Origin of the sequence: Amycolatopsis sp. NPDC089917 (assembly GCF_040684635.1) — a bacterium.
In the GTDB taxonomy this organism is placed as follows: Bacteria; Actinomycetota; Actinomycetes; order Mycobacteriales; family Pseudonocardiaceae; genus Amycolatopsis.
Window position 1 is genome coordinate 36,530 of sequence record NZ_JBFBGL010000048.1, and the last position, 21,789, is coordinate 58,318.

Here is a 21,789-nt window from a genome sequence, read left to right on the forward strand (position 1 = left end):
GACGGCCTCCTCGCTTGTGAAATAGTTCACAAGCCTCCCGTCGAGGATGTGAAGCGATTCACAAAGCATGGGGGGAGTGTAGGACGTGACTCACATTCTTGTCCCTAGGCCCCGTGCTATAAGGCTGCCCTAACTTGACCGCACGGCCAGCACGGTTTCTTGCCACGTGCGATACCGATGACCTGCGACGTCGTTCTCAAGATCGCTTCGCCGAGTCCGTTTGACCACATTTGTCCTGTGACCGATACCACTGCGCGGAGTACCCGTGGCTGGTCCAGACGTGTGGTCCGGCGCAGGTGGGAGGCGGGGTGAGAGGCGAGGGGGACCGCGTGCGGTGAGGCCACGACCCACCCGACCCCCTGCCGACCACCTGCGCGGCTCCCCGACGCGACGAAGGGGCCCTTCACCGCGTCGCATGCGGCGAAGGGCCCCTTCAGCCCACAAAGTCAGCGCGGGGTGGGGGTGGCGCGGGCAAGAGCGGCGATGAGGCGGTCGACGCCGTCCCCGCCCTTGGCGTCGTAGCAGCCCGAAAGTCCCTTGTAGACCAACGGAAGGATCGAGTTGATCCGCAGCCCGTACTTCGTCGCGGCGTGCATGACCTTCGGCTTCCCGATCAGCTTCGCGAACACGTTGCCGAGCCGGTAGTAGCCGCCCATCAGCTCCCCGACGGCGCGCGGATAGCCCTCCAGGGCCCGCTCACGCGACGGTCCTTCGCGCCGCGCCAGCGCCTGCACGACGAACTCCGACGCCAGCTGCGCGGACTCCATCGCGGCCGAGATGCCCTCGCCGTTGAACGGGCTGACCATGCCGCCCGCGTCGCCGAGCAGCAGCAGGCCGTCGCGGTAGTGCGGGGTGCGGTTGAAGCCCATCGGGAGACCGGCGCCGCCGACCTTGCCGATGGCGTTCTCCTCGCGGTAGCCCCATTCCTCGGGCGTCCCGTCGAGCCACTGGCGCAGCAGCGCGCGGTAGTCGGTGCTGCGGAACGCGGCCGACGTCGACAGCATGCCGAGGCCGACGTTCACCGTGCCGTCGCCCAGCGGGAACGCCCAGCCGTAGCCGGGCAGCAGCTTGGGATCGCGCGGGTCCGAGCGGTCCCACAGCTCCAGGTGGCCCTCGATGAACGGGTCGTCGTGACGCGGGCTCTTGTAGTACTGGCGCACCGCGACGCCCATCGGGCGCTTCTCGTTCTTCTGGATGCCGACGCTCAGCGCGAGCCGCGCGGAGACGCCGTCGCAGGCCAGGACCAGCGGAGCGCGGTAGCTCACCGGCGTCTTCTCCGGGCCGACCTTCGCCTCGACGCCGATCACGCGGCCGGTCGGGCTGGTGATCGCGCCGGTGACGGTGGTGCGCTCGTAGAGCCGCGCGCCCGCCTTGACCGCGGTCTTCGCGAGCAGGTCGTCGAAGTCCTGCCGAGTCCGCGAGACGCCGTAAGGCGGGTAGCTGGTCAGATCCGGCCAGTCGAGCTCCAGCGTCAGCTCGCCGGTGAGGATCCGCAGGCCGCGGCTGTGCACCCAGCCCGCGTCCTCGCTGGTGTCGATCCCCAGGTCGATGAGCTGCTTGACGCCGCGCGGGGTCAGGCCGTCGCCGCACACCTTCTCGCGCGGGAACTCGGTCTTCTCCAGCAGCAGCACGTCGACGCCCGCGCGGGCGAGGTACGTGGCGGCGGTGGACCCGGCCGGACCGGCACCGACGACGATGACCTCGGCGTCGTGGTCAGGGTTGCGACGTGTCATGACTCGAATCTACAGCCGGGCGAAGCCCGTCCGTTGAGGGTGGCGGTGGGGAGGAAGGCGGAGTTATGCGGGCTTTTTGGCGCGGTGGATGGCGACGACGCCGAACGTGAGGTTCAGCCACTCCACCTCGGTCCAGCCGGCGCTCGCGATGATCTCCCCCAGCGTCCGCTGATCCGGCCACGCCAGCATGGATTCGGCCAGGTAGGAGTAGGCCTCGGGGTTCGACGAGGTCCGGCTGCCGACCCAGGTGAGCAGCTTCAGGATGAACTTGCGGTGCAGGAACCGGATCGGCGGGAATGTGGGCGTCGACACCTCGCAGATCACCAGTCGCCCACCCGGTTTGACCACCCGGGCGATCTCGGTGAGCGCGGCCTTGGTGTCGACGAAGTTCCGCAGCGCGAGCGAGATGGTCACCGCGTCGAAGCTGTCGTCGGCGAACGGCAGCTTCAGCGCGTCGGCGGCCACCATCGGGACGCCGCGATGCCTGCCTGCCTTGAGCATGCCGACCGAGAAGTCCGCGGCGAGGCACCACGCGCCGTTGCGCGCGTACTCGACGGTGGACACGCCGGTGCCCGCCGCGAGGTCCAGCACCTTCTCGCCGCGTTTGGCGTCCAGCACCCGGGCGGTGATGGTGCGCCAGCGGCGGTCGAAGCCGAAGGTCATGAACGAATTCGCGCGGTCGTAGCCGTCCGCGACGTCGTCGAACATGGCGGCGACTTCGTGCGGATCCTTGTCAAGACTCGCTCGGGACATGTCCGAACCCTAACTCGCCCCCGCTGAGACACTTCGGCCAAGCGGGAGCAAAGCGACGCCCCGTAGGGTCACCTGGTCCGGTGAAGCAACGCCGGGGCACGGTGCGCACCGGCCCCCGCGACCTCGCCGGCGAGGATCCTCCGCTCCAGCAACCGCAGTTCCGGCCCCGGTTCGAGGCCGAGCTGATCGACCGAGAACCGGCGCGCACGCCGATACGCCGCCAGCGCGTCGGAGGTGCGCCCGGCTCGCCAAAGAGCGTCCATCAGGAGGTACTGGGCACGCTGCCGCAACGGATGCCGCCGCACCAGATCCGCCAGCTCGACGGCCGCGCTCGCGTGCCGTCCGAGGTCCAGTTCCGCCTGGTAGAGCTCTTCGAGCAGGACAAGGCGGTGCTCCGAGAGGCGCATCGTCTCGTCCGAAAGCATCGGGACGTCCAAGCCCTCGTAGGGCGCGCCGTGCCAGTGCGTGAGGGCTTGCCGGATCAGCGACGTGCGCTGCGCGGGATCCGCGGACTTCAGCGCCTGGCTCGCGAGCGTCTCGAAGGTCTCGACGTCGAGTTCGCCGGGGTGGACCTCCAGCCGGTAGCCGCCGTTGTCGAACCCGAGCCGGTCGCCTTCGGGCAGGGCCTGCCGCAGCTTGTGGACGTGCCAGTGCAGCTTCGGCACCGCCCGGGGCTCCCACCGGCTGTCCCACAGGGCCTCGGTGAGCACGTTGACCGGCACGAAGGTGTTCGCCCGGACCAGCAGCACGCCGAGGAGCGTTCTTCTCATCCGGCCGTGCAGCGGGACCGACCGCGAACCCGAAGAGATGTTGAACGTGCCCAGTACTTCGAACCTCACGTGCCGTCCTCTCGCTCGATGGCGTGAGGGGACGATGAATGCCGGTTGTACAAAGAAGATACAAATGATCTTGGCGTGATCAGATGAGCGCGGAGAGCATTCCTTCGACCGATCGTGGCCAGGCGAATTCCTCCGCCCGCGCCCGCGCCGCCGCGCGCCGGGCTTCCTCGGGACTCTCCAGCAGTCCGGTGACGGCGCCCGCGAACGCCGGGGCCTGATCGTCGACAGCCTCGCCGCAGCCGGGCCGCACGATCTCCCGCAGCGCCGACGAAGCCGAGACCACCACCGGCGTCCCCGAAGCGAGCGCTTCCAGCGCGGCCAGCCCGAACGTCTCATGTGGACCGGGCGCGAGCGAGACGTCGGCACTGGCCAGCAGGCGCGCGACGTCGCCGCGTCCGGAGAGGAAGCCGAGGAAGGTCACCGGGAGCCCGCGTGCCCGTCGTTCCAGCGCGCGCCGCCGAGGCCCGTCGCCCGCGATCACGAGCCGTACGCGGTGCCCTGCGTCGGCCAACGCGGCGACGGTGTCCACACTGCGTTCGACGTGCTTCTCCGGGGACAGGCGTCCACAGTGGACGAGCAGCGCGTCCGCGTTCCCGGACAGCGTGTGCCGCCAGCCGTCGTCGCGGCGGGCCGGGGCGAACGTCTTGAGGTCGACGCCGAGCGGGACCCGCCGCACGTTCGGCGCGGCGATCCGGTCGAACTCCGCGCGGGCGAACGCCGTCGTGCAGACCACCGTGTCGTAGCCCCGCGCCATCCGCCGGTTCGCGACGTCCGCGACGCGCCGCGCGACGGGTTCCGGCATCAGGAACTGCTCCAGCAGCCTGTCCAGTCGCTCGTGCGAGATCACCATGCTGGGCACGCCGTTGCGCCGCGCCCAGACGCCCATGCCGCGCAGCGTGAGCCTGTCGGACACTTCCAGTCTGTCCGGTTCGAGGCGTTTCAGCACCGCGCGGACCCGGTGCGGATCGACCGCGCGATAGCCGCCGGTGCCCGGGATCTGCGGTGCCGGCAGGGAAAACCGGCGGACGCCCGAGGGCAGCGTCTCGTCCGCGTAGCGCTGCCCCGGCACCACGAGGGTCACCTGATGTCCGCTGGCCACGTAGCCGGCGCCGAGATGGTGCAGCGCCGTCCGCAGCCCGCCCGAGCGTGGCCCGTAGAAGTTGGCGAGCTGGACGATGTGCATCTAGGCCGCGCGAGCGACTTTGCCCTGAACGGCTTCGTAGTGGCCGACGAGTTCCCGGCAGACCGCGGGCCAGGTCCGGCCCAGCACCACCTTGCGCGCCTTCTCCCCCAGCCTGGCGCGCAGCGCGTCGTCGCGCAGGTCGTTCACCTTGTCCACCAGCGCCGTCGAGAAACCGGCCCGGTCGGCGGGCAGCAGGTAGCCGGTGCGGCCGGGCAGGACCAGGTCCTTCGGGCCGCCCGCGGCCGGCGCTAGGACCGGGAGCCCGGACGCCATCGCCTCCTGGATGGCCTGGCAGAACGTCTCGTGCGGTCCTGTGTGGACGAAGACGTCGAGGCTGGCGTACGCGGCGGAAAGCTCTTCGCCGTATCGAGCGCCGAGGAACGCGGCTCCGGGGATCCGCTCGCGCAGCATCGGGAGCTCCGGCCCGTCGCCGACGACGACCACGCGGATCCCGTCGACCCCGGCGAGCGCGGTCAGCCGCTCGACCTCCTTCTCGGGCGCGAGCCTGCCGACGAACCCGACCAGCAGCTCGCCGTTCGGCGCCAGCTCGGCACGCAACGCGGGATCGGCGTGGGCGGGCGAGAACCGGTCGATGTCGACACCCCGCGCCCAGCGGTGCACCCGCGGGATCCCGTGCAGTTTCAGCTGTTCCATCGAATCCGACGACGGGGCGAGCGTGCGGTCGGCGCGGGAGTGCAGGCGGCGCACCCAGCGCCAGGCCGCGCGGGCGGCGAGGCCGAAGCCGTACGCGGCGGCGAAACCGGCGATGTCCGTCTGGTACACCGCGACACACGGCACCCGCAGCCGTCTCGCGGCGGCGAGCCCGCGGGCGCCGACCACGAACGGGGACGCCAGATGCACCACGTCCGGTCCGAAATCGGCCAGCGCGGTGAGCACCGTCCGGGTCGGCACGCCGACCGGGAGGGAGTTCACGCCGGGGAAATCGAGGGCGGGGATGCGCACGACCGGGGCGCCGAGGTACTCCCCGGGACCCGGCCCCGGGGCGATGATCAGCACGTCGTGCGCGCGGTCGCGGAGGTGTTCCACGACGCGGAGCACGGAGTTGGTCACGCCGTTCACCTGGGGCAGGAAACTTTCGGTGACTATCGCGACTCGCACGACGATCACTTTCGCATCCGGTTGTGACGCCCACGCCAACAAAAACGGAACAGACGACATGTCATCTCAAGGTCGTGTTCCGTAAACCAGTTTCGGCCACACTAGGCAGGCATGACCCTCCTGTCGTCAAGGCCGCCTCAGCCCGTCGAGCCCGGGCTGTTGTCGAGGGCCCTCGAAGTGGCCGGGCGGCTGGCCAACGACGCGACCGACGTGATCACCGCCACCGCGGGCCGTGGTGCCCAGCCCGATCCGAAGGACTCACCCTTCGATTGGGTCACCGACACGGACCGGATCCTCGAACGCCACACCCGCCGCGTGCTGACCGCCGAGTTCCCCGGCATCCCCGTCGTCGGCGGTGAGTTCGGCGCCGACCACGGCGCCGACGTCGCCGAATACCGCTGGGTGGTCGACCCCGTCGACGGCACGGCGAACTACGTCGCCGGTGTCCCCTGGTGCGCGTACAGCCTCGCCCTGATCGACGCGTCGGGGCCGGTGGTGGGCGTGGTCGCGGATCCGTACCGCGCCCAGATCTACGCCGCCGCGCGCGGCCGCGGCGCCCGGGCGAACGGCAAGCCCATCACCCTCACCGATCGTTGCGGGACCGCCGGGGCGATCGTCTGCACGGAACTCACCCGCAAGGGCGTCTGGCCGGGCATGGGCCAGTTCATCGAACGGGCCGCCGCCGCGCACGCCGGGGTCCGGGTGCTCGGCTCGGCCGCGCTGGCGATCGCGCAGGTCGCGCTGGGCCACGCGGCCGCGGCGGTGCTGCACAGCTACCGCGAATGGGACGTCGCCGGCTCGGTCGCGCTGGCCATCGAGGCGGGGGCCGTGGTGCTGGACCGGCACGGGGAGGGCGCGGCCCTGCCTTCCGACGCGCTGCTGGTCGCGGCGCCGGGGGTGGCCGACGAGGTGCTGGGCTGGTGGCGGGAGTCGGTCGGCTGAGTCCCGCCTTCAAGCACGCGAGTCCCGCCTCTGATCACGCGAGTTGTCCGCCTGATCACGCGAGTTCGCCGGTTCCGCACGGCCAGCCCGCGTGATCAGACGGCGAACTCACGTGATTGAAGACGGGACTCGCGTGATTGGGGGCGGAACTCACGTGATCAGACGCGGGACACGGCGCGGGACTTGACGTTCTGCCGCCGGATCCACCACAGCAGCGGACCGGCGATCAGCCAGGTGAAGAAGATCGTGCTGCCCAGCGGCAGCAGCGTGTTCGACGCCGAGCGTCCGGCGACCCGCGCGAGCTCCGGGTCGCCGGCGTCGTACTCGATGTTCACCAGCTGCCCGGCGGCCAGCCCGGCCGGGTAGAGCACGCCGTTGGACGGGCTGTGCATGATGCCGTCGGGGGTGGCGTAGTTGATGATCGTCCGGTCGAACGCCACCGACTCGACCTGCGCGGTCGCCTGGCCGAGCTGGGCTTCGATCGCGCTGTCGTTGCGGAGGGCGGCGAACAGCAGCGAGACGCAGAGCACGGTGACGAGTGAGGCGACAACGAGGGCTGCGTACCACCCGATGCGCCTCACCCGCTCCGCTTTGGCCGTCACGCCGCGAGCGTAGCGCTACCCGTCAGTGGGCGTGTCGCTCGGCGAGGAATTCCTGGGTCGCCTTGATCCGCGGGTAGGACTTGGGTGCGACCGGGGCCACAGCGGCCCGGAGAGCGGCCGCGGGCGTCCCGTTCGGACCCACCGCGGGCTTGCCCTTGGTGTACAGCCAGGTCTGGAACAGGTCGTACAGCGGCTTGCCCGAGATCTTCTCCGCCAGCGCGATGAACTCCGGGATCACCGCCGACTTGCTCTTCTTCACCTGCTGCCAGGTCCGCAGGATCCGGAAGAACGTGTCGTCGCCCACAGCCTTGCGCAACGCGTGCACCGCGAGCGCGCCGCGGTCGTAGACGGCCGCGTCGAACTGCTTGTCCGCGCCCGGGTCGGCGGGCAGGACCTGCCAGAAGGGGTCGTCGGCCGGATGCGCGTCGTAGCTGTACTGGGCGAGTTCGTCGGCGGTGCCTTCGCCGGTCTCCTCCGACCACAGGAACTGGGCGTAGGAGGCGAAGCCCTCGTTCAGCCAGATGTCGCTCCACTTGCCGAGCGTGACGCTGTCGCCGAACCACTGGTGCGCCAGCTCGTGCGCGACGACCGAGGTGTTGGAGCCGGACCGGAACGCCCGGGCGCCGTACACCGGCCGCGTCTGGTTCTCCAGCGCGAAGGTGATGCCGGTGGTGGCCACACCGCCCTGTGCCTCGAACGGGTAGGGCCCGAACTTCGACGCGAGGAACTCGGTGATCTCCGGCGTCCGTTCGATGCTGGCCTTGGCCGCGCCGAGCGATTCGCCGAGGTCGGCGCCGTAGGCGGTGATGAACGGTTTGCCGTCCGGCGTGGTCTGCTCGTTCACCTCGAACTTGCCGACCTCCAGCGACGTCAGATACGTCGCCTGCGGTTTGGTGCTGCGCCAGTTCCAGCGCGTCCAGCCCGGCCGCTGCACCGTCTTGCGCACGAGCGTGCCGTTCGACAGCGCCGCGACGTCGTTCGGGACCTCGACCGAGATGTCGTAGGTGGCCAGATCGGTCGGGTGGTCGTTGGACGGGAACCACCAGGCCGAGCTCTGCGGCTCGTCGACGGCCAGCGCGCCGTCCGGGGTCTTCTTCCAGGCGGTGAAGCCGTCGATCTTCACCTTCGACGGCGTGTCCGCGTAGGCCACGACGACGGTCGCCGTCTGGCCCTTCTTCAGCGGAGTGGCCGGGGTGACGCTCAGCTCACCGGTGCCGTCCGTCGACGTCGCGAACTGCGCGGGCCGGTTGTCGACGCGGACACTCGACACCTTCAGTCCGAAGTCGAGGTTGAACCGCGAGAGGTCCTGTGTCGCGGTCAGCAGGATCGTCGTCGCCCCGGACAGCAGGTCGGTCGAGGGTTGGTAGGTCAGCCGGAGGTCGTAGTGCCCGACGTCGTAACCGCCGTTCCCGGCGTGTGGGTAGTACGGGTCACCGATGCCGATCGAGCCGGGTGCGGGCACGGCTGCCGCGGTGCCCGCGAGCAGCACCGAGACGACGCCCGCGGTCAATCCGGCGAAGCCGGCGCGAGTCTTCAAGCGCATTGCGAATCCTCCCAGGATTGGTCAGCGCGCTCGAAACTATCCAGATGATCATCACGGAGACACGTCCGAAGGAGGGGTTCCTACCCTCTGGACTGAGACGTGAATCGGCTAGACAGCGCCCACCGCGGAGGAAACCGCCGTACGGAGTCGCGCGTGCAGCTCGCGGTGGCGCGTTCGGTCCACCCGGACCTCCACCACCCGCAGCCCCGGCGCGGGCTTCAGCGCCGCGCGGAACTCGGTGAGCGTCTCCGCGACGACGTGCGGCACGCGGTACCCGGCGCACAGGGCGCCCAGGTCGGCGCCGTGCGGCGTGCCGAAAACGCGTTCGAAGCTGGCTTCGTGCTCGGGCGCGCCCTGCTCCAGCAGGGAGAAGATGCCGCCGCCGTCGTCGTTGAGCACCACGATCGTCAGGTCGGGGCGCTGTTCGGCGGGGCCGGTCAGCAGTCCGCTCGCGTCGTGCAGGAACGTCAGGTCGCCGAGCAGGGCGTACGAATGTCCCCTGTGGACGGTCGCGGCGCCGATCGCGGTCGACACCATGCCGTCGATCCCGGCGACGCCGCGGTTGCGGTGCACGAGGACGTCGGGCCGCAGCCGTCCGGCGAGCGCGACGTCACGGGTCGGATTGGACGAGCCGACGACCAGCAGCGACCCCTCCGGGACCGCGTCGACCAGCTCGGTGGCCAGGCGCAGCCCGCTCGGCCACGGCTCGGAGGCCAGCGCTTCGGTCACCGCCGACGACGCCGCCTTGTCCGCGCGCTGCCAGCTGGCGAGCCACTCGGGATCGGCGGGTTTGGTCGGCTCGTCGAACCACTGGCCGACCTGGCGGACGTTGTGCGCGGGCGCGGGCCAGTCCGAATCGGGCCGGACCAGCAGCACCTCGACGCCGGGATCGGACAGCACCCGCTGGACCTGCCGGAACACCGTCGGACGGCCGATGCACAGGACCTGTTCGGGCTTGTGCCGCGAAATGAACTCCTCGACGCCGAGCAGCCACGCGCCGGACGAGATCGCCGTCGCGCCCGCCATCCCGATACCGCCGGTCTCGGAGACGACCGGCCAGCCGTGCAGCTCGGCCCATTCGCTGGCGGCCTGCACGCCGGTGTCACACGCGATGACCAGGCCGTGCCGCGCCGAAGGCACCACGAACGAGGGAAGCGCGCCGAAGTCGGGCAGCTCGGTCCAGCGAGCGCCGTCGGGACGCCCTTCGAGTGACTCGAACCACTCGCCTGCCTTGTCACCGTCGTTGATGTCGGGGACGAGCGGCTCCCGGAACGGGATGTTCAGGTGCACCGGCCCGCAGCGCCATTCGCCGTACGCGGCGTTCCAGGCGCGGCAGATCTGGCCGCGCCAGTACGAGTTCTGCCCGGCGCGGCGTTCGGCGACGGCGAGTTCGTCGAAGTAGCGGACGGCGTTGCCGTAGAGCTGGTGCTGGTCGATCACCTGGCTCGCGCCGGCGGCCCGCATCTCGGGTGGCCGGTCGGCGGTCAGGACGATCAGCGGGACACCCGCGCGGTCGGCCTCCAGGACGGCGGGGTGGAAGTTCGCGGCCGCGGTGCCCGAGGTGCACAGCACGGCGACGGGACGGCCGGTGCGCGCGGCGATGCCGAGGGCGAGGAAGGCGGCGCCGCGTTCGTCGATCCGGACGTGCAGCTGGAGCCGTCCGGCGGCCGCCGCGTCGTAGAGCGCGATCGACAGCGGGGCGTTGCGTGAGCCCGGGCAGAGGACGACGTGCGAGACGGTGTTGCGAACGAGTTCGTCGACGATGACCCTGGCCTGCGCGGTGGAAGGATTCACCGGCAGACCTCGGGTTTCACTCTACGACTCACGGCCACACGTCCTATTCTCCCAAACGTGGATGACGCCCAGGTTTCCGAGCTGTTCGACCCCGCCTTGTGGACCGAGATCGAAGGTTTCGACTTCACCGACATCACCTATCACCGCTCCGCTGAGAGCCGTTCGGGCAAGCGTGTCGTGCGTGTCGCGTTCGACCGTCCCGAGGTCCGCAACGCCTTCCGTCCGCACACCGTCGACGAGCTGTACCGCGCGCTCGACCACGCGCGGATGAGCTCGGACGTCGGCTGCGTCCTGCTCACCGGCAACGGCCCGTCGCCGAAGGACGGCGGCTGGGCGTTTTGTTCCGGTGGTGACCAGCGTATTCGCGGACGCTCCGGGTATCAGTACGCGGATGGGGAGACCTCCGACACGATCGATCCGGCCAGGGCCGGACGGCTGCACATTCTCGAGGTCCAACGGCTGATCCGGTTCATGCCGAAGGTGGTCATCGCCGTGGTCCCCGGCTGGGCGGCGGGCGGCGGGCACTCGCTGCACGTGGTGTGCGACCTCACGCTCGCCTCGGCCGAACACGCGCGGTTCAAGCAGACCGACGCCGACGTCGGCTCCTTCGACGGAGGCTACGGCTCGGCGTATCTGGCCAAGCAGGTCGGGCAGAAGTTCGCGCGGGAGATCTTCTTCCTCGGACGCGAGTACACGGCCGAGCAGATGCAGGCGATGGGCGCGGTCAACTCCGCCGTCCCGCACGCGGAACTCGAGGCCGAGGCGCTGGACTGGGCGTGGGCGATCAACGGCAAGTCGCCGACGGCGCAGCGGATGCTGAAGTACGCCTTCAACCTCACCGACGACGGCCTGGTCGGCCAGCAGCTCTTCGCCGGCGAGACCACGCGGCTGGCGTACATGCAGGACGAAGCCGTCGAAGGCCGCGACTCCTTCCTGGAGAAGCGCGCCCCCGACTGGTCGGCCTTCCCCTACTACTACTGACCAGGCAGATCGCGTTTAGCCCGCTAAACGCGATCTGGGGCCGGACGTAGGGTGGCGGGATGCGTGCGGTGGAGGTGGACGGGAGTCCGGCGTCGATCACCGGGCTGACCTCGGCCTTGGCCGGGGCGCTCGACGGCGGTCCGGCCGTCCTCCCCTTCGCGTCGGAGGCGATGCGGGACGCGATGGAGCCGACACGCCCGGCCGAGCACGGGACGGCGGTGATCATCGCCACCTCGGGGTCGACCGGCGAGCCCAAGGGCGTCCTGCTCTCGGCCGCCGCGCTCGCTGCGTCCGCGCACGCCACCCACGCGCGGCTCGGCGGACCGGGGCACTGGCTGCTCGCGACCCCCGCGCAGTACATCGGCGGGCTGCAGGTCCTGGTCCGCTCGCTGCTGGCCGGGACGACGCCGGCCGTGCTGCACGGCTCCGGTTTCCGCCCCGACGACTTCGCCGAAGCCGCGGCGCCGCTCTTGGCCCAGGACGGGCCGCGCTACACCGCTCTCGTGCCGACTCAGCTCGGACGGCTGCTCGACGCGGGCGGAGCGGGACTCGCGGCGGCCCGCGCCTTCGACGCGATCATCATCGGGGCCGCGGCGACCACCGCCGGGCTCCGCGAGCGAGCGGCCGAAGCGGGCGTGAAGATCGTCCCCGCGTACGGCATGAGCGAGACCGCCAGCGGCTGCGTCTACGAAGGCGTACCGCTGGACGGAGTACACCTCGAACTCGAAGACGAGCGGGTCTATATCACGGGTGACGTGCTCTCGCACGGCTACCGACTGCGACCCGACCTGACCGCGGAGGCCTTCGAGGGCGGCCGCTTCCGCACTTCCGACCGCGGTCGCTGGACGGCCGACGGGCGGTTGGAGATCCTCGGGCGCGTCGACGACATGATCAACACCGGCGGGGTGAAAGTGGCCGCCTCGGCGGTCGAACGGATCCTGACCGCGCAGCCCGGGATCCGGGACGCGTGCGTGGTGGGAGTACCTGACCCGGAGTGGGGCGAAGCGGTCGTCGCGCTCGTCGTCGGCGCTGGTTGCGACGTCGATTCCCTGCGTGCCGCGTGCCGCGAAGAGGCCGGTTCGGCGGCCGCGCCGAAGCGGGTCGAGTTCGCCGAAGAGCTCCCTTTGCGGGGCCCCGGGAAGGTCGACAGGACGGCCGTCAGGAATCTCCTACGAAGGTCGTGAATTCCCCACCGATTACCGGGACGTTGTTGACACGATCATTACCCGCGGGTTTACGTCTAGGTATGACGCGCTGGACACGCACAGTATTGGCCTGCACCGCCGTCACGATGGGCCTGGTCGCTTTGGCCGGACCCGCGCTGGCGGACGAACCGGAAACCGCCGTTCCGAACAGCGGCACGCTCACCTGGACCCTGGAAGACACGATCAACGATCTGAAGTAGCGCGCTCCGTCCCCCGTTCGCGGTGGCTCGGCACCGCGAACGGGTGACGAGCCCCGCATACCGGCCGGTAGTCGCCAGGGCCAGAATGGCGGTATGGCGACTGCTGGGGAATGGATCGAAGGGGCGCGCCCGCGGACGCTGCCCAACGCGGTGGCGCCGGTGGTCGCCGGAGTCGGCGCCGCGCTCGCGCTCGACGGCTTCTCCTGGTCACGGTCGCTCCTCGCGCTGCTGGTCTCACTGGCCCTGATCGTCGGCGTCAACTACGCCAACGACTACTCCGACGGCATCCGCGGCACCGACGAGAACCGCGTCGGCCCGCTGCGGCTGGTCGGCTCCGGGGTCGCGAAGCCGAAGGCGGTCCTGACGGCCGCGCTGGCGTCGCTCGGGCTCGCCGGAGTCCTCGGGCTCGTGCTCGTCGCGATCAGCGGCCTGTGGTGGCTGCTGGCGATGGGCGCGGTCTGCATCCTCGGCGCCTGGTTCTACACCGGCGGCAAGAAGCCATACGGCTACTACGGTTTCGGCGAGATCGCGGTCTTCGTCTTCTTCGGGCTGGCCGGTGTGCTGGGCACCGTGTACGTCCAAGCCGGACAGCTCAGCTGGACCGCGCTCGGCTGCGCGGTCGCCGTCGGCTCGTTCTCGACCGGCGTGCTGACCGCCAACAACCTCCGCGACATCCCGACCGACATCGAGTCCGGCAAACGCACGCTCGCCACCCGGCTCGGCGACAAGGGCACGCGGCGGCTCTACCTGGTGCTGGTCGCGGTGCCGTACGTCGTGAGCGTCCTGCTCGCCTTCGTGACGCCGTGGGCGCTGCTGGGTCTGCTGACCGCGCCCCTCCTGCTGAAGTCGGTCAAGGCCGTCGGCGGCGGCTCGCAGGGACGGGCGCTGATCCCGGCGCTGCGGGACACCGGGTTCGCCATGCTGGGGTGGGCCGTCCTGACCGCCGTCGCCCTCGCGCTCTAGCTTCTCCCCCAGTCCGTCACCGGACCTCTGTGGCGCGACTGTGTGGATTTAGGGACGTCAGATGTCCATAAATCCACACAGTGGTGCGCGAAAGGTCCGGTCACGCGCTTTCTGGCCCGAATCGGCCCGGACTGCGTTCGGGCGATGAACGGGCCGTTCATACCTTGAGTTTGCCGCTTTGGGGCACTACCTGTTGTGGCTCGGAAGCTGGACGGTCACCACATGCGGCCCCGGCGATAGCAAAGGTCCCTTGCTTCTTTGGTGATCCGGCGAACTTGAGGTAGGCCGCCCAGCCGGGATGTTGCGAAAGCCACTTTCGCAACGTTGAAGGTTGCGAAAGTGGCTTTCGCAACCTCCCCGCAGCACGCCCGAGCCCGCCAGGCAGCAGCCCCGCCAGGCAGCGGCCCGTCAGGCCTCCGGAGCGAGCTTCCCGCTCACCAGGAACTCCCGGTACTTCTCCAGGTAGGGCGCGATGTCGATGTTCTTCTGCGCCAGCCACGCGTCGTCGTAGTACGTGTTCGCGTACCGCTCGCCGCCGTCGCACAGCAGCGTGACGACGCTGCCCGCCTGACCTTCCGAGACCATCCGCGAGATCAGCGTGAACGCGCCGAAGAGGTTCGTCCCGGTCGAGCCGCCCGCCCAGTGCCCGGTCCGCTCGCGCAGGATCCGGATGGCCGCCAGCGAAGCGGCGTCCGGCACCTGCAGCATCTCGTCGATCACGCCGGGCACGAACGACGGCTCGACGCGCGGGCGCCCGATCCCCTCGATCCGCGACGGCATGCCTGTCGCGTAGTCGAGCGCGCCGGTCTCCCAGGCTCCGTAGAACGACGAGTTCTCCGGGTCGACGACGGCGATCTTCGTGGTGTGCCGCTTGTAGCGCACGTAGCGGCCGAAGGTCGCGCTCGTGCCGCCGGTCCCGGCGCCGACCACGATCCACGTCGGCACGGGATGCCGCTCGGACTGCATCTGCGCGTACACCGATTCGGCGATGTTGTTGTTCCCGCGCCAGTCCGTCGCGCGCTCGGCGTAGGTGAACTGGTCGAGGTAATGGCCGTTGCACTCCGAAGCGAGCCGTTCGGCCTCCGGGTACATGTCCGGCGCGCGGTCGACGTAGTGGCATTCGCCGCCGTAGAACTCGATGAGCGCGATCTTCTCCGGCGAGGTGCTGCGTGGCACCACGGTGATGAACCGCAGGCCGAGCATCCGCGCGAAGTACGCCTCCGAGACCGCCGTAGAGCCGCTGGACGCCTCCACCAGCACGGTGTCCTGCCCGATCTGGCCGTTCACCAAGCCGTACAGGAACAGCGAACGCGCTAGCCGGTGCTTGAGCGAGCCGGTCGGGTGGACGGACTCGTCCTTCAGGTACAGGTCGATGCCCCAGTCGGCGGGCAGCGGGAAGACGTGGAGGTGCGTATCGGCGCTGCGGTTCGCGTCGGCCTCGATGATGCGGACGGCTTCGCGGACCCAGCTGCGGCTGTGCAGCCGGCTCACGCCGCCCCGTCCACTCGGTCGCCACGCAGCTGGGAGCGCAGTTCGGCACGGGCGCGAGCGCGTTTTTCGTTGCGGCGGGCGAGCCCGGCGGTCACGCGCGCGTTCAGCGAGCGGAACAGCAGCATGCCCAGCGGCAGCCCGACGAGCAGCCCGATCAGCAGCGCCACCAGCAGCGGGACGTTGGCCAGCACCAACCCGCCGCCGATGACCCCGACCAGGGCGAACCTGGCCAGCAAGTACAACGTCAGGTCTCGGGGCAGGTGATTGTCGCTCACATCAACGCAGGCTACGCGTTGCCGTTCGGCCCGTCCTCCAGGCCCGCGTTGTTGGGCCGCCCTTCGAAGCGGGTGGAGAGCACGACGGTGGTGTTCGTCCGGCCGACGCCGGGGATCCGCCGCAGCCGGTTGAGCGACCGCTCCAGATCGTCGACGGTCGCCACGCGCACCTTGACCACGAAGGCCTCGTCACCCGCGACGGCGTAACAGCTTTCGACCTCGTCCAGCGCGGCGAGCGCGTCCGCCACGTCCTCGTCGGTCGCGGTGTCGGTGGGGTGGATGCCGACGAGCGCCGTCACCCCGAGTCCGACCGTGCTGGGATCGACCATGGCGTGGTAGCCGGTGATCACGCCGGCGGCCTCGAGTTTACCGACCCGCTCGTGCACTGACGACGCCGAGAGCCCGACCGACCGGCCGAGGTCGGCGTAGGTAGCCCGGCCGTTCTCCCGTAATGCCGCGATGATCTTCCGATCCACCTGGTCCACCGCTACACCTTAGGGGCCACGGCCCGATTCGGGAGATCAGGGCGCGTTTTCGTACACCTGTGACAAGTCCTCGGCGCCCCGGACCCGATGTCGCGGTTGTCGGTTTTGACCTTTAAGGGCTCTTTACTGTTGGACAACCGTTCGAGTACCTGACGGGTGAGATGCAACGATTGCCGTGTTGGCTACCCGGCACGACGGGCACTGTGCCCGCCTCCGGTTTAGCAGTGAAGCCGTGAAGGAGGCGGAAAATGACCGCGACCATGGGCGGAAGGTTGCTCACCCCCGGCGAAGTGGCGGCCCTGTTCCGGGTCGACCCCAAGACCGTGACCAGGTGGGCGACCGCGGGCCGGATCGGCTCGATCCGCACTCCCGGCGGGCACCGCCGTTTCCGCGAGGCCGAGGTGAACGAGCTCCTCGCCGAGCTCACCACCGACGCCAGCGAGCCCGCTCGCAAGGTCTGAACAGGCATTTCTCCCAAAAGGGACTCCAGTGACGAAGGGTTCGCAATGGCCCTTCGTCACATTGGGGTATCCATGGGTCCCCCCGCGCTCGGCAAAGAGGCTAGCCTCGTGGGACTGAGCAACGTCCTCCACGCGGAAAGGGACCGGGCATGATCTATCTGCTCGCGGCCATCGGAGCGCTCACCGTCGCCGTGGTCTTGTGGCGCGCTTTCGGGATCGAGCGCGTCGGCGTGCCCTCGGCGCGGCCGACGCTGGCCCCGGACGACGACCCCGACTTCCTGCGCAAGCTCGGCGAGCAACAGCGCAAGGGTAAAGACGAGGACAAAGAATAAGAGCCCTTAGGGCTGGATCGGCTGGTACTGCTGCCCACCGAAGCCGTCGGCGACGGTGGCGGCCAGTTCCAGCAAGGCCAGCCGGGTGTCGGCGCCGAGCCGGTCCAGCTCGATCTCGGCGCCTTCTTCCAGGTGCGGGTCGAACGGGATGCGGCAGACCGAGCGGACCCGTGCGCCGAAGTGCGCCGAGAGCTTGTCGAGGTCGACGGAGCCGCCCTTCGGCCGCACCGAGTTGATCACCGCGACGGACCTTTTGACCAGGTCGCCGTAGCCGTGCGCCTCCAGCCAGTCGAGCGTGGCCGACGCACTGCGCGCCCCGTCCACCGAGCCTGACGAGACCACCACCAGCGCGTCCGCGACGTCCAGGACGCCCTTCATCGCCGAGTGCATCAAACCGGTCCCGCAGTCGGTGAGCACGATGTTGTAGAAGTGCTCCAGCAGGTTGACCGTGCGCCGGTAGTCGTCCTCGGAGAACGCCTCCGAAACCGCCGGATCCTGCTCGCTGGCGAGGATCTCCAGCCTGCTCCCGCCCTGCGACGTGTACGAACGGACGTCGCTGTACCTGGTGATCTTGTCCGCGTCGCGCAGCAGGTGCCGGACGGTCGCGGTGGTCTCGATCGGGATCTTCTGCGACAGCGTCCCGCGGTCCGGGTTCGCGTCGACGGCGACGACCCGGTCACCGCGCAGCGACGCGAACGTCGAGCCCAGCGTGGTCGTCGTGGTGGTCTTGCCGACACCGCCCTTGAGGCTCAGCATCGCGATCTTGTAGCACCCGCGCAGCGGCTGGTTGATCTGCGCGATCAGCTCGCGCTTGCGGGTGTCGGCCGGGCTCTCCCCCGGGTTGACGAGCTTGCCCGTGCCCACGTAAAGCGCCTTGCGCCAACCCGACTGCGGCTTGCGCTTCTGCGGCTTGACCAGGCTCGCGGTGGCGAGTTCGTCCGGCAGCGCGTGCCTGCCCTGCGGCTGCGGGAGCCCCGGGACGCCCTGCTGCTGGACGGGCTGCTGCGGCTGCGGCGCGTACTGCTGCTGCGGCGGGTACTGGGCGGCAGGCTGCTGAGGCGCCTGCTGCGGCTGCAACGGCGGCAGGTTCTGGTCGTAGGGCTGCTGGTACTGCCCTTGCGACGGCTGCGGCAGCGGCGGCTGCTGAGCGGGCTGCTGCGTGTACTGGGCCTGCTGCTGATACTGCTGCGGGTCCTGGTACTGGGGTTGCTGAGGCTGGACGACCTGGGTCGGCTCGGCCTCGAACGCGCTCGCGGGCGGATGCGGCGCCGAGTCGGTCCGGTCCTCGGAGAACAACTCCGAGGGCTGGCCGCTCTCGGCGGGTTCGGGGTGGCCAGGAGCCGATTCTTCACTGGGTCCGGTCACCGCTGAATTCCTCCTCCGCGCACGTCTACCCCCATACCTCAGTATCGACGGTAGTCGGCTCGCGTGCAGCGGCGACGGTCAGCCCCCGGCGTAGGAGTGCAGACCCGAAGTAACCAGGTTCACGAAGAACAGGTTGAAGACCGTCGCGGAGAATCCGACGACGTTGATGATCGCCGCCCGCTTGCCCCGCCAGCCCGCGGTCGCGCGGGAGTGCAGGTACGCCGCGTAGATGACCCACGCGACGAACGCGACGGTCTCCTTCGGGTCCCAGCCCCAGAACCGGCCCCACGCCGCCTCGGCCCAGACGGCGCCGCACAGCACGCCGAAGGTGAAGACCGGGAACGCGAAGATGGTCGTGCGGTAGGCGATGCGGTCGAGCACGTCGGCGGTCGGCAGCTTCGGGCCGAACTTGGCGAACTTGGCCGGGTTCTCGTCGTAGGCGGCGCGGAAGAGGTACAGGACGCTCGCGACACCGGGGACCAGGAAAACGCCCGAACCGATGATCGCCGCGGAGACGTGGATGATCAGCCAGTACGACTGGAGCGCGGGCTGCACCGGCGCGGCCGTCGTGTACAGCATCGTCCCGTTGATGAACATCAGGATCACGACGGGCGTGAGCAGGAAGCCGGTGAGGTGGCGGACCGGGAACTTCCGCAGGATGACGATCCAGGTCAGGACCGCGATGAAGGTCGTGGCCATGCCGTACTCGTACATGTTGCCCCAGGGCGCGCGGTGCACGGCGAACCCGCGCAGCACGATCGCGGCCAGGTGCAGCAGCGCGGCGAGCACCAGCAGCGCGGCGCCCATGCGGCCGATGCGCTCGGGGCGGCCGATCTCGCGCGGCGGCTCGACGGGCGTCGCGGGGTCCGTAACCGAGGGCCCGCCCGCGCCGACGAGTTCCCGCACGCGCTGTTTGCTGCGCTCCGCCGCCAGGCGGCCCTTCGCGCCGAATCCCTGCTCGACCAGGGTGAACATCAGCGCGAGGACGTAGATCGCCGTCGCGGTGGTGTAGGAGTAGTCGCTGTACTGGGACAGCGTCTCGTTGATCGGCATGACCTCTAGTTGCCTCTCCGCCCCTGGACCAGCTTGCCGCTGATCCGCTGGAACTCTTCTCCGTAGCCCGCCTGATCGGTGCGCGCCAGCCCGGCGACCTCGATCACGGTACCCGTCTCACCTTCGCGGGCCGGGGTCACCCGGACCCACACCCGGCGCCGTTTGACCAGCAACGATCCCGCCAGCCCGATCAGCATCCCGATCGCGCAGACCAGCACCCAGCCCTGCACCGGATCGTGCGAGACCTGGATGGCGACCCACTCCTGGACGCCGTCGAAGCGGACCTTCGTGCCGTCGTCCAGCACGGTCTCCTGCCCCTGGTCCAGGTTCTGCCGGGTGAGCTTCTTGAGCCTGCCGTCCTCGACGAGCGACTGGTCGATCTGGAAGATCGACTGCCCGCGGCCGGCGTCGAGGCCGAGGTCGCCGCGGTAGATGTCGACGGCCACCGCCGGCTTGTTCGCCTCGGGCCGCGACGACGTCAGCACGTTGCCGTGCAGGAACGCGGTCGGGGCGAGGAGTCCGGTGATCGCGAGCTGACGGGTGCGGCGTTCGATCGGGTCGGTGATGCCCGGCTGGTCGATCTTCGTGGCGCCTTCGGAGAGCTTCGTCGGCTCGTCGGCGGGACGCCACGGCGTGATGTTGGTGCGCACGGTGCCGTCGGGGAAGGTCACCGTGAACTTCGGCGAGTAGCCGAAGTTCAGCAGGTAGACGCGGTCGCCCGCGGTGCGCAGCGGCGAATTGACTTCAAGCCCGTACGGCTTCCAGGCGCCGGTCTTCAGGTCTTCGCCGGACTGGTACTCCATGTTGGAGTGGTAGTAGTTCGCCTGCCCGGACGCGGTGTAGCGCGCTTCGAAGTCCTTGAGCCTGATGCAGAAGGCGTTCAGGTCGGTGCCGTCGACGCGCAGCCCGGCGTTGAAGGTGTCGTAGCCGAGGATGCCGGAGTTGCACCACGGGCTGCTGTCGGCCTGGACGATGACCTGGCCTTCGTAGCCGAAGAGCTTGCCGAGGGCGAAGAAGATGATCAGGCCGAGCATCCCGAAGTGGAAGACGAGGTTGCCGGTCTCGCGGAGGTAGCCACGTTCGGCGGAGATGCTTCGCGTGCCGTCGGCTTCTTCGCGCTCGACGCGGCGCCAGCCCTTGAGGAGCTCGTGCGTGTCCTTCATGACCGTCTCGGGGGTCCGGTCGGTCGTGGTGGACAGGTGATGCGGCATCCGCGAGAGCTTGCGAGGCGTGAGCACCGGCTTCGCGCGCATCGCCTTCGCGTATTCGAAGCTGCGCGGCGCGAGGCAGCCGATGAGCGAGACCATCAGCAGGATGTAGATCGCCGAGAACCAGACGCTGCCGTAGACCTCGAAGAACTGCGTGCGGTCCAGCAGTTCGCCCCACCAGCCGTGCGCGGCGATGTACTCGTCGGTCTTGGCGGCGTTGAGGTTCCGCTGCGGCAGCAGCGCGCCGGGCATCGCGGCGAGCGCGAGCAGGAACAGCAGCACCAGCGCGGTGCGCATCGACGTCAGCCCGCGCCAGGTGTTGCGCAGGAAGCCGAGGACACGCTTGAGCGGTGTCTGGCGGTATTCCTTCTTCGGTGGGGCTTCAGTGGTGGTCACAAGGGCAGCCTGATGTCGTTCACGAGGGTGTTCCGGATCCAGCCGGTCATGTCGCCCCACAGGCCGGTCACCAGCAGGAGGCCGACGATCAGCAGCAGGACGCCGCCGAAGACCTGCACCTGACGGCCGTGGCGGCGCAGCCAGTCGGTGGCGCGGACGGCCCAGCGGGTGCCGAACGCGATGAGCAGGAACGGGAGGCCGAGGCCGAGGCAGTAGACGAGGATCAGCACGTACCCGCGCGCCGCCGCCCCGCCGGTGGCGCTGGCCATGGAGATGACCGCGGACAGCGTCGGCCCGATGCACGGCGTCCAGCCGAGGCCGAACACCGCGCCGAGCACCGGCGCGCCCCACAGTCCGCCGCGCGGCACGTGGTGGGAGCGGAACTCGCGCTGGAGTCCCGGGATCCAGCCGATGAAGACCAGCGCCATCGCGATCGTCAGCACGCCGCCGAGGCGCTGGAGCAGGTCCACGTTGAGCGCGACGACGTCGGCGATCCAGACCAGCGTCCCCAGCGTCACCACGAAGACGACGGTGAACCCGAGCACGAACAGCGCCGCCGCGCCGACGACGGCGAAGCGGCCCTTCTTGCGCTCTTCGTCGGCGCTGACCGCGGGGGCGTCCGCGCCGACCAGCGCCGCCAGGTACGCCAGGTACCCGGGCACCAGCGGCACGACGCACGGCGACGCGAAGGAGATCGTCCCGGCCAACAGCGCGACACCCGCTGCGAGCAGCAGTGGCCCTGTCAAAGCCAGCTCGGTAACGGAGTTCACCCGGCTGAGCGTAGGCAGTGTGGTCGGAGTGAAAACGCCGGGGCGTCTTCAACGGGACCTACGTCGCACCCGGTCAGGACGTTGGTCCCGTCTTGT

General features: G+C 69.7%; 22 protein-coding genes. 7 read left to right on the plus strand and 15 right to left on the minus strand.

Translation table 11 applies throughout. The features are described from left to right. Window positions 1–446 precede the first annotated feature (446 nt). The 5 genes from AB0N89_RS29330 to AB0N89_RS29350 form a co-directional block, all read right to left on the minus strand. Window positions 447–1,733, minus strand: a complete 1,287-nt coding sequence (locus tag AB0N89_RS29330; RefSeq protein ID WP_020633185.1) for a geranylgeranyl reductase family protein — start codon at window positions 1,731–1,733, stop codon at window positions 447–449. Between the two features lie 63 nt (window positions 1,734–1,796). Further along, a complete protein-coding gene (locus AB0N89_RS29335; protein WP_364210837.1) occupies window positions 1,797–2,486 on the minus strand; it encodes a demethylmenaquinone methyltransferase in 690 nt (229 codons plus the stop codon). 68 nt (window positions 2,487–2,554) lie between these two features. Further along, on the minus strand, window positions 2,555–3,325 hold the full coding sequence (locus tag AB0N89_RS29340) for an AfsR/SARP family transcriptional regulator (RefSeq protein WP_364210840.1): 771 nt from the start codon (window positions 3,323–3,325) through the stop codon (window positions 2,555–2,557). A 79-nt stretch (window positions 3,326–3,404) separates the two neighbouring features. Further along, the gene (locus AB0N89_RS29345; RefSeq protein WP_364210843.1) at window positions 3,405–4,508 is read right to left on the minus strand and encodes a glycosyltransferase family 1 protein; all 1,104 of its coding nucleotides are present in this window, start codon (window positions 4,506–4,508) and stop codon (window positions 3,405–3,407) included. Then, window positions 4,509–5,627 (minus strand): glycosyltransferase family 1 protein, encoded by a 1,119-nt coding sequence (locus tag AB0N89_RS29350; RefSeq protein ID WP_364210846.1) that lies wholly within the window; start codon window positions 5,625–5,627, stop codon window positions 4,509–4,511. A gap of 111 nt (window positions 5,628–5,738) precedes the next feature. On the opposite strand from AB0N89_RS29350, the gene AB0N89_RS29355 reads away from it, so the two are divergent. After that, complete coding sequence (locus AB0N89_RS29355) at window positions 5,739–6,569, plus strand: inositol monophosphatase (RefSeq protein ID WP_364210849.1); 831 nt, start codon at window positions 5,739–5,741, stop codon at window positions 6,567–6,569. A 158-nt stretch (window positions 6,570–6,727) separates the two neighbouring features. Here AB0N89_RS29355 and AB0N89_RS29360 read toward each other — a convergent pair whose 3' ends face one another. The 3 genes from AB0N89_RS29360 to menD all read right to left on the minus strand — a co-directional run bounded on the left by AB0N89_RS29360 (window position 6,728) and on the right by menD (window position 10,508). Further along, on the minus strand, window positions 6,728–7,171 hold the full coding sequence (locus tag AB0N89_RS29360; protein WP_364210852.1) for a DUF3592 domain-containing protein: 444 nt from the start codon (window positions 7,169–7,171) through the stop codon (window positions 6,728–6,730). Between the two features lie 22 nt (window positions 7,172–7,193). After that, window positions 7,194–8,714 (minus strand): M1 family metallopeptidase, encoded by a 1,521-nt coding sequence (locus AB0N89_RS29365; RefSeq protein ID WP_364210855.1) that lies wholly within the window; start codon window positions 8,712–8,714, stop codon window positions 7,194–7,196. A 108-nt stretch (window positions 8,715–8,822) separates the two neighbouring features. Further along, window positions 8,823–10,508 (minus strand): 2-succinyl-5-enolpyruvyl-6-hydroxy-3-cyclohexene-1-carboxylic-acid synthase, encoded by a 1,686-nt coding sequence (menD, locus tag AB0N89_RS29370; RefSeq protein WP_364210858.1) that lies wholly within the window; start codon window positions 10,506–10,508, stop codon window positions 8,823–8,825. Between the two features lie 57 nt (window positions 10,509–10,565). Between menD and AB0N89_RS29375 the strand changes: the two genes are divergently transcribed. The 4 genes from AB0N89_RS29375 to AB0N89_RS29390 all read left to right on the plus strand — a co-directional run bounded on the left by AB0N89_RS29375 (window position 10,566) and on the right by AB0N89_RS29390 (window position 13,857). Further along, window positions 10,566–11,489, plus strand: a complete 924-nt coding sequence (locus AB0N89_RS29375) for a 1,4-dihydroxy-2-naphthoyl-CoA synthase (protein WP_364210861.1) — start codon at window positions 10,566–10,568, stop codon at window positions 11,487–11,489. Between the two features lie 59 nt (window positions 11,490–11,548). Continuing rightward, window positions 11,549–12,673 carry an o-succinylbenzoate--CoA ligase gene (menE, locus tag AB0N89_RS29380; protein WP_364210864.1) on the plus strand — a complete coding sequence of 375 codons (1,125 nt, stop codon included), beginning with the start codon at window positions 11,549–11,551 and terminating at the stop codon, window positions 12,671–12,673. A gap of 62 nt (window positions 12,674–12,735) precedes the next feature. Further along, a complete protein-coding gene (locus AB0N89_RS29385; protein WP_167333169.1) occupies window positions 12,736–12,894 on the plus strand; it encodes a hypothetical protein in 159 nt (52 codons plus the stop codon). A gap of 93 nt (window positions 12,895–12,987) precedes the next feature. Beyond that, entirely contained in the window at window positions 12,988–13,857 is an 870-nt protein-coding gene (locus tag AB0N89_RS29390; RefSeq protein WP_364210868.1) for a 1,4-dihydroxy-2-naphthoate polyprenyltransferase, read from the plus strand. A 408-nt stretch (window positions 13,858–14,265) separates the two neighbouring features. Here AB0N89_RS29390 and AB0N89_RS29395 read toward each other — a convergent pair whose 3' ends face one another. From AB0N89_RS29395 to AB0N89_RS29405, 3 genes are read right to left on the minus strand one after another with little or no spacing between them, the layout of a single operon-like run. Beyond that, the gene (locus tag AB0N89_RS29395) at window positions 14,266–15,348 is read right to left on the minus strand and encodes a PLP-dependent cysteine synthase family protein (protein WP_364210871.1); all 1,083 of its coding nucleotides are present in this window, start codon (window positions 15,346–15,348) and stop codon (window positions 14,266–14,268) included. Then, the gene (locus tag AB0N89_RS29400; RefSeq protein ID WP_364210874.1) at window positions 15,345–15,623 is read right to left on the minus strand and encodes a DUF4229 domain-containing protein; all 279 of its coding nucleotides are present in this window, start codon (window positions 15,621–15,623) and stop codon (window positions 15,345–15,347) included. Before AB0N89_RS29400 ends, AB0N89_RS29395 begins: the two co-directional genes overlap by 4 nt. Window positions 15,624–15,634: 11 nt before the next feature. Beyond that, window positions 15,635–16,108: an Lrp/AsnC family transcriptional regulator gene (locus AB0N89_RS29405; RefSeq protein WP_364210877.1), complete on the minus strand. Its 474-nt coding sequence runs from the start codon at window positions 16,106–16,108 to the stop codon at window positions 15,635–15,637. A 248-nt stretch (window positions 16,109–16,356) separates the two neighbouring features. On the opposite strand from AB0N89_RS29405, the gene AB0N89_RS29410 reads away from it, so the two are divergent. Next, a complete protein-coding gene (locus AB0N89_RS29410) occupies window positions 16,357–16,569 on the plus strand; it encodes a BldC family transcriptional regulator (protein WP_005151795.1) in 213 nt (70 codons plus the stop codon). A gap of 149 nt (window positions 16,570–16,718) precedes the next feature. Continuing rightward, window positions 16,719–16,901, plus strand: a complete 183-nt coding sequence (locus AB0N89_RS29415; RefSeq protein WP_184898759.1) for a hypothetical protein — start codon at window positions 16,719–16,721, stop codon at window positions 16,899–16,901. 6 nt (window positions 16,902–16,907) lie between these two features. On the opposite strand, the gene AB0N89_RS29420 is transcribed toward AB0N89_RS29415, so the two are convergent. From AB0N89_RS29420 to AB0N89_RS29435, 4 genes are all read right to left on the minus strand, one after another. After that, complete coding sequence (locus tag AB0N89_RS29420) at window positions 16,908–18,266, minus strand: MinD/ParA family protein (RefSeq protein WP_364210880.1); 1,359 nt, start codon at window positions 18,264–18,266, stop codon at window positions 16,908–16,910. 78 nt (window positions 18,267–18,344) lie between these two features. Beyond that, window positions 18,345–19,319: a c-type cytochrome biogenesis protein CcsB gene (gene ccsB, locus AB0N89_RS29425; protein WP_364210883.1), complete on the minus strand. Its 975-nt coding sequence runs from the start codon at window positions 19,317–19,319 to the stop codon at window positions 18,345–18,347. Between the two features lie 5 nt (window positions 19,320–19,324). Next, window positions 19,325–20,923 (minus strand): cytochrome c biogenesis protein ResB, encoded by a 1,599-nt coding sequence (locus AB0N89_RS29430; RefSeq protein WP_364210886.1) that lies wholly within the window; start codon window positions 20,921–20,923, stop codon window positions 19,325–19,327. Beyond that, window positions 20,920–21,693, minus strand: coding sequence for a cytochrome c biogenesis CcdA family protein (locus tag AB0N89_RS29435; RefSeq protein ID WP_364210889.1), 774 nt, complete (start codon window positions 21,691–21,693; stop codon window positions 20,920–20,922). The genes AB0N89_RS29430 and AB0N89_RS29435 overlap by 4 nt, the downstream gene beginning before the upstream one ends. Window positions 21,694–21,789: the final 96 nt, after the last annotated feature.

What these genes read in the sequence shown, in the direction of transcription:
- AB0N89_RS29330 (WP_020633185.1), bottom strand. Translation starts at nt 1,733, where the DNA reads ATGACACGTCGCAACCCTGACCACGACGCCGAGGTCATCGTCGTCGGT.
- AB0N89_RS29335 (WP_364210837.1), bottom strand. Translation starts at nt 2,486, where the DNA reads ATGTCCCGAGCGAGTCTTGACAAGGATCCGCACGAAGTCGCCGCCATG.
- AB0N89_RS29345 (WP_364210843.1), bottom strand. Translation starts at nt 4,508, where the DNA reads ATGCACATCGTCCAGCTCGCCAACTTCTACGGGCCACGCTCGGGCGGG.
- AB0N89_RS29355 (WP_364210849.1), top strand. Translation starts at nt 5,739, where the DNA reads ATGACCCTCCTGTCGTCAAGGCCGCCTCAGCCCGTCGAGCCCGGGCTG.
- AB0N89_RS29365 (WP_364210855.1), bottom strand. Translation starts at nt 8,714, where the DNA reads ATGCGCTTGAAGACTCGCGCCGGCTTCGCCGGATTGACCGCGGGCGTC.
- menE (WP_364210864.1), top strand. Translation starts at nt 11,549, where the DNA reads ATGCGTGCGGTGGAGGTGGACGGGAGTCCGGCGTCGATCACCGGGCTG.
- AB0N89_RS29385 (WP_167333169.1), top strand. Translation starts at nt 12,736, where the DNA reads ATGACGCGCTGGACACGCACAGTATTGGCCTGCACCGCCGTCACGATG.
- AB0N89_RS29390 (WP_364210868.1), top strand. Translation starts at nt 12,988, where the DNA reads ATGGCGACTGCTGGGGAATGGATCGAAGGGGCGCGCCCGCGGACGCTG.
- AB0N89_RS29410 (WP_005151795.1), top strand. Translation starts at nt 16,357, where the DNA reads ATGACCGCGACCATGGGCGGAAGGTTGCTCACCCCCGGCGAAGTGGCG.
- AB0N89_RS29415 (WP_184898759.1), top strand. Translation starts at nt 16,719, where the DNA reads ATGATCTATCTGCTCGCGGCCATCGGAGCGCTCACCGTCGCCGTGGTC.
- ccsB (WP_364210883.1), bottom strand. Translation starts at nt 19,319, where the DNA reads ATGCCGATCAACGAGACGCTGTCCCAGTACAGCGACTACTCCTACACC.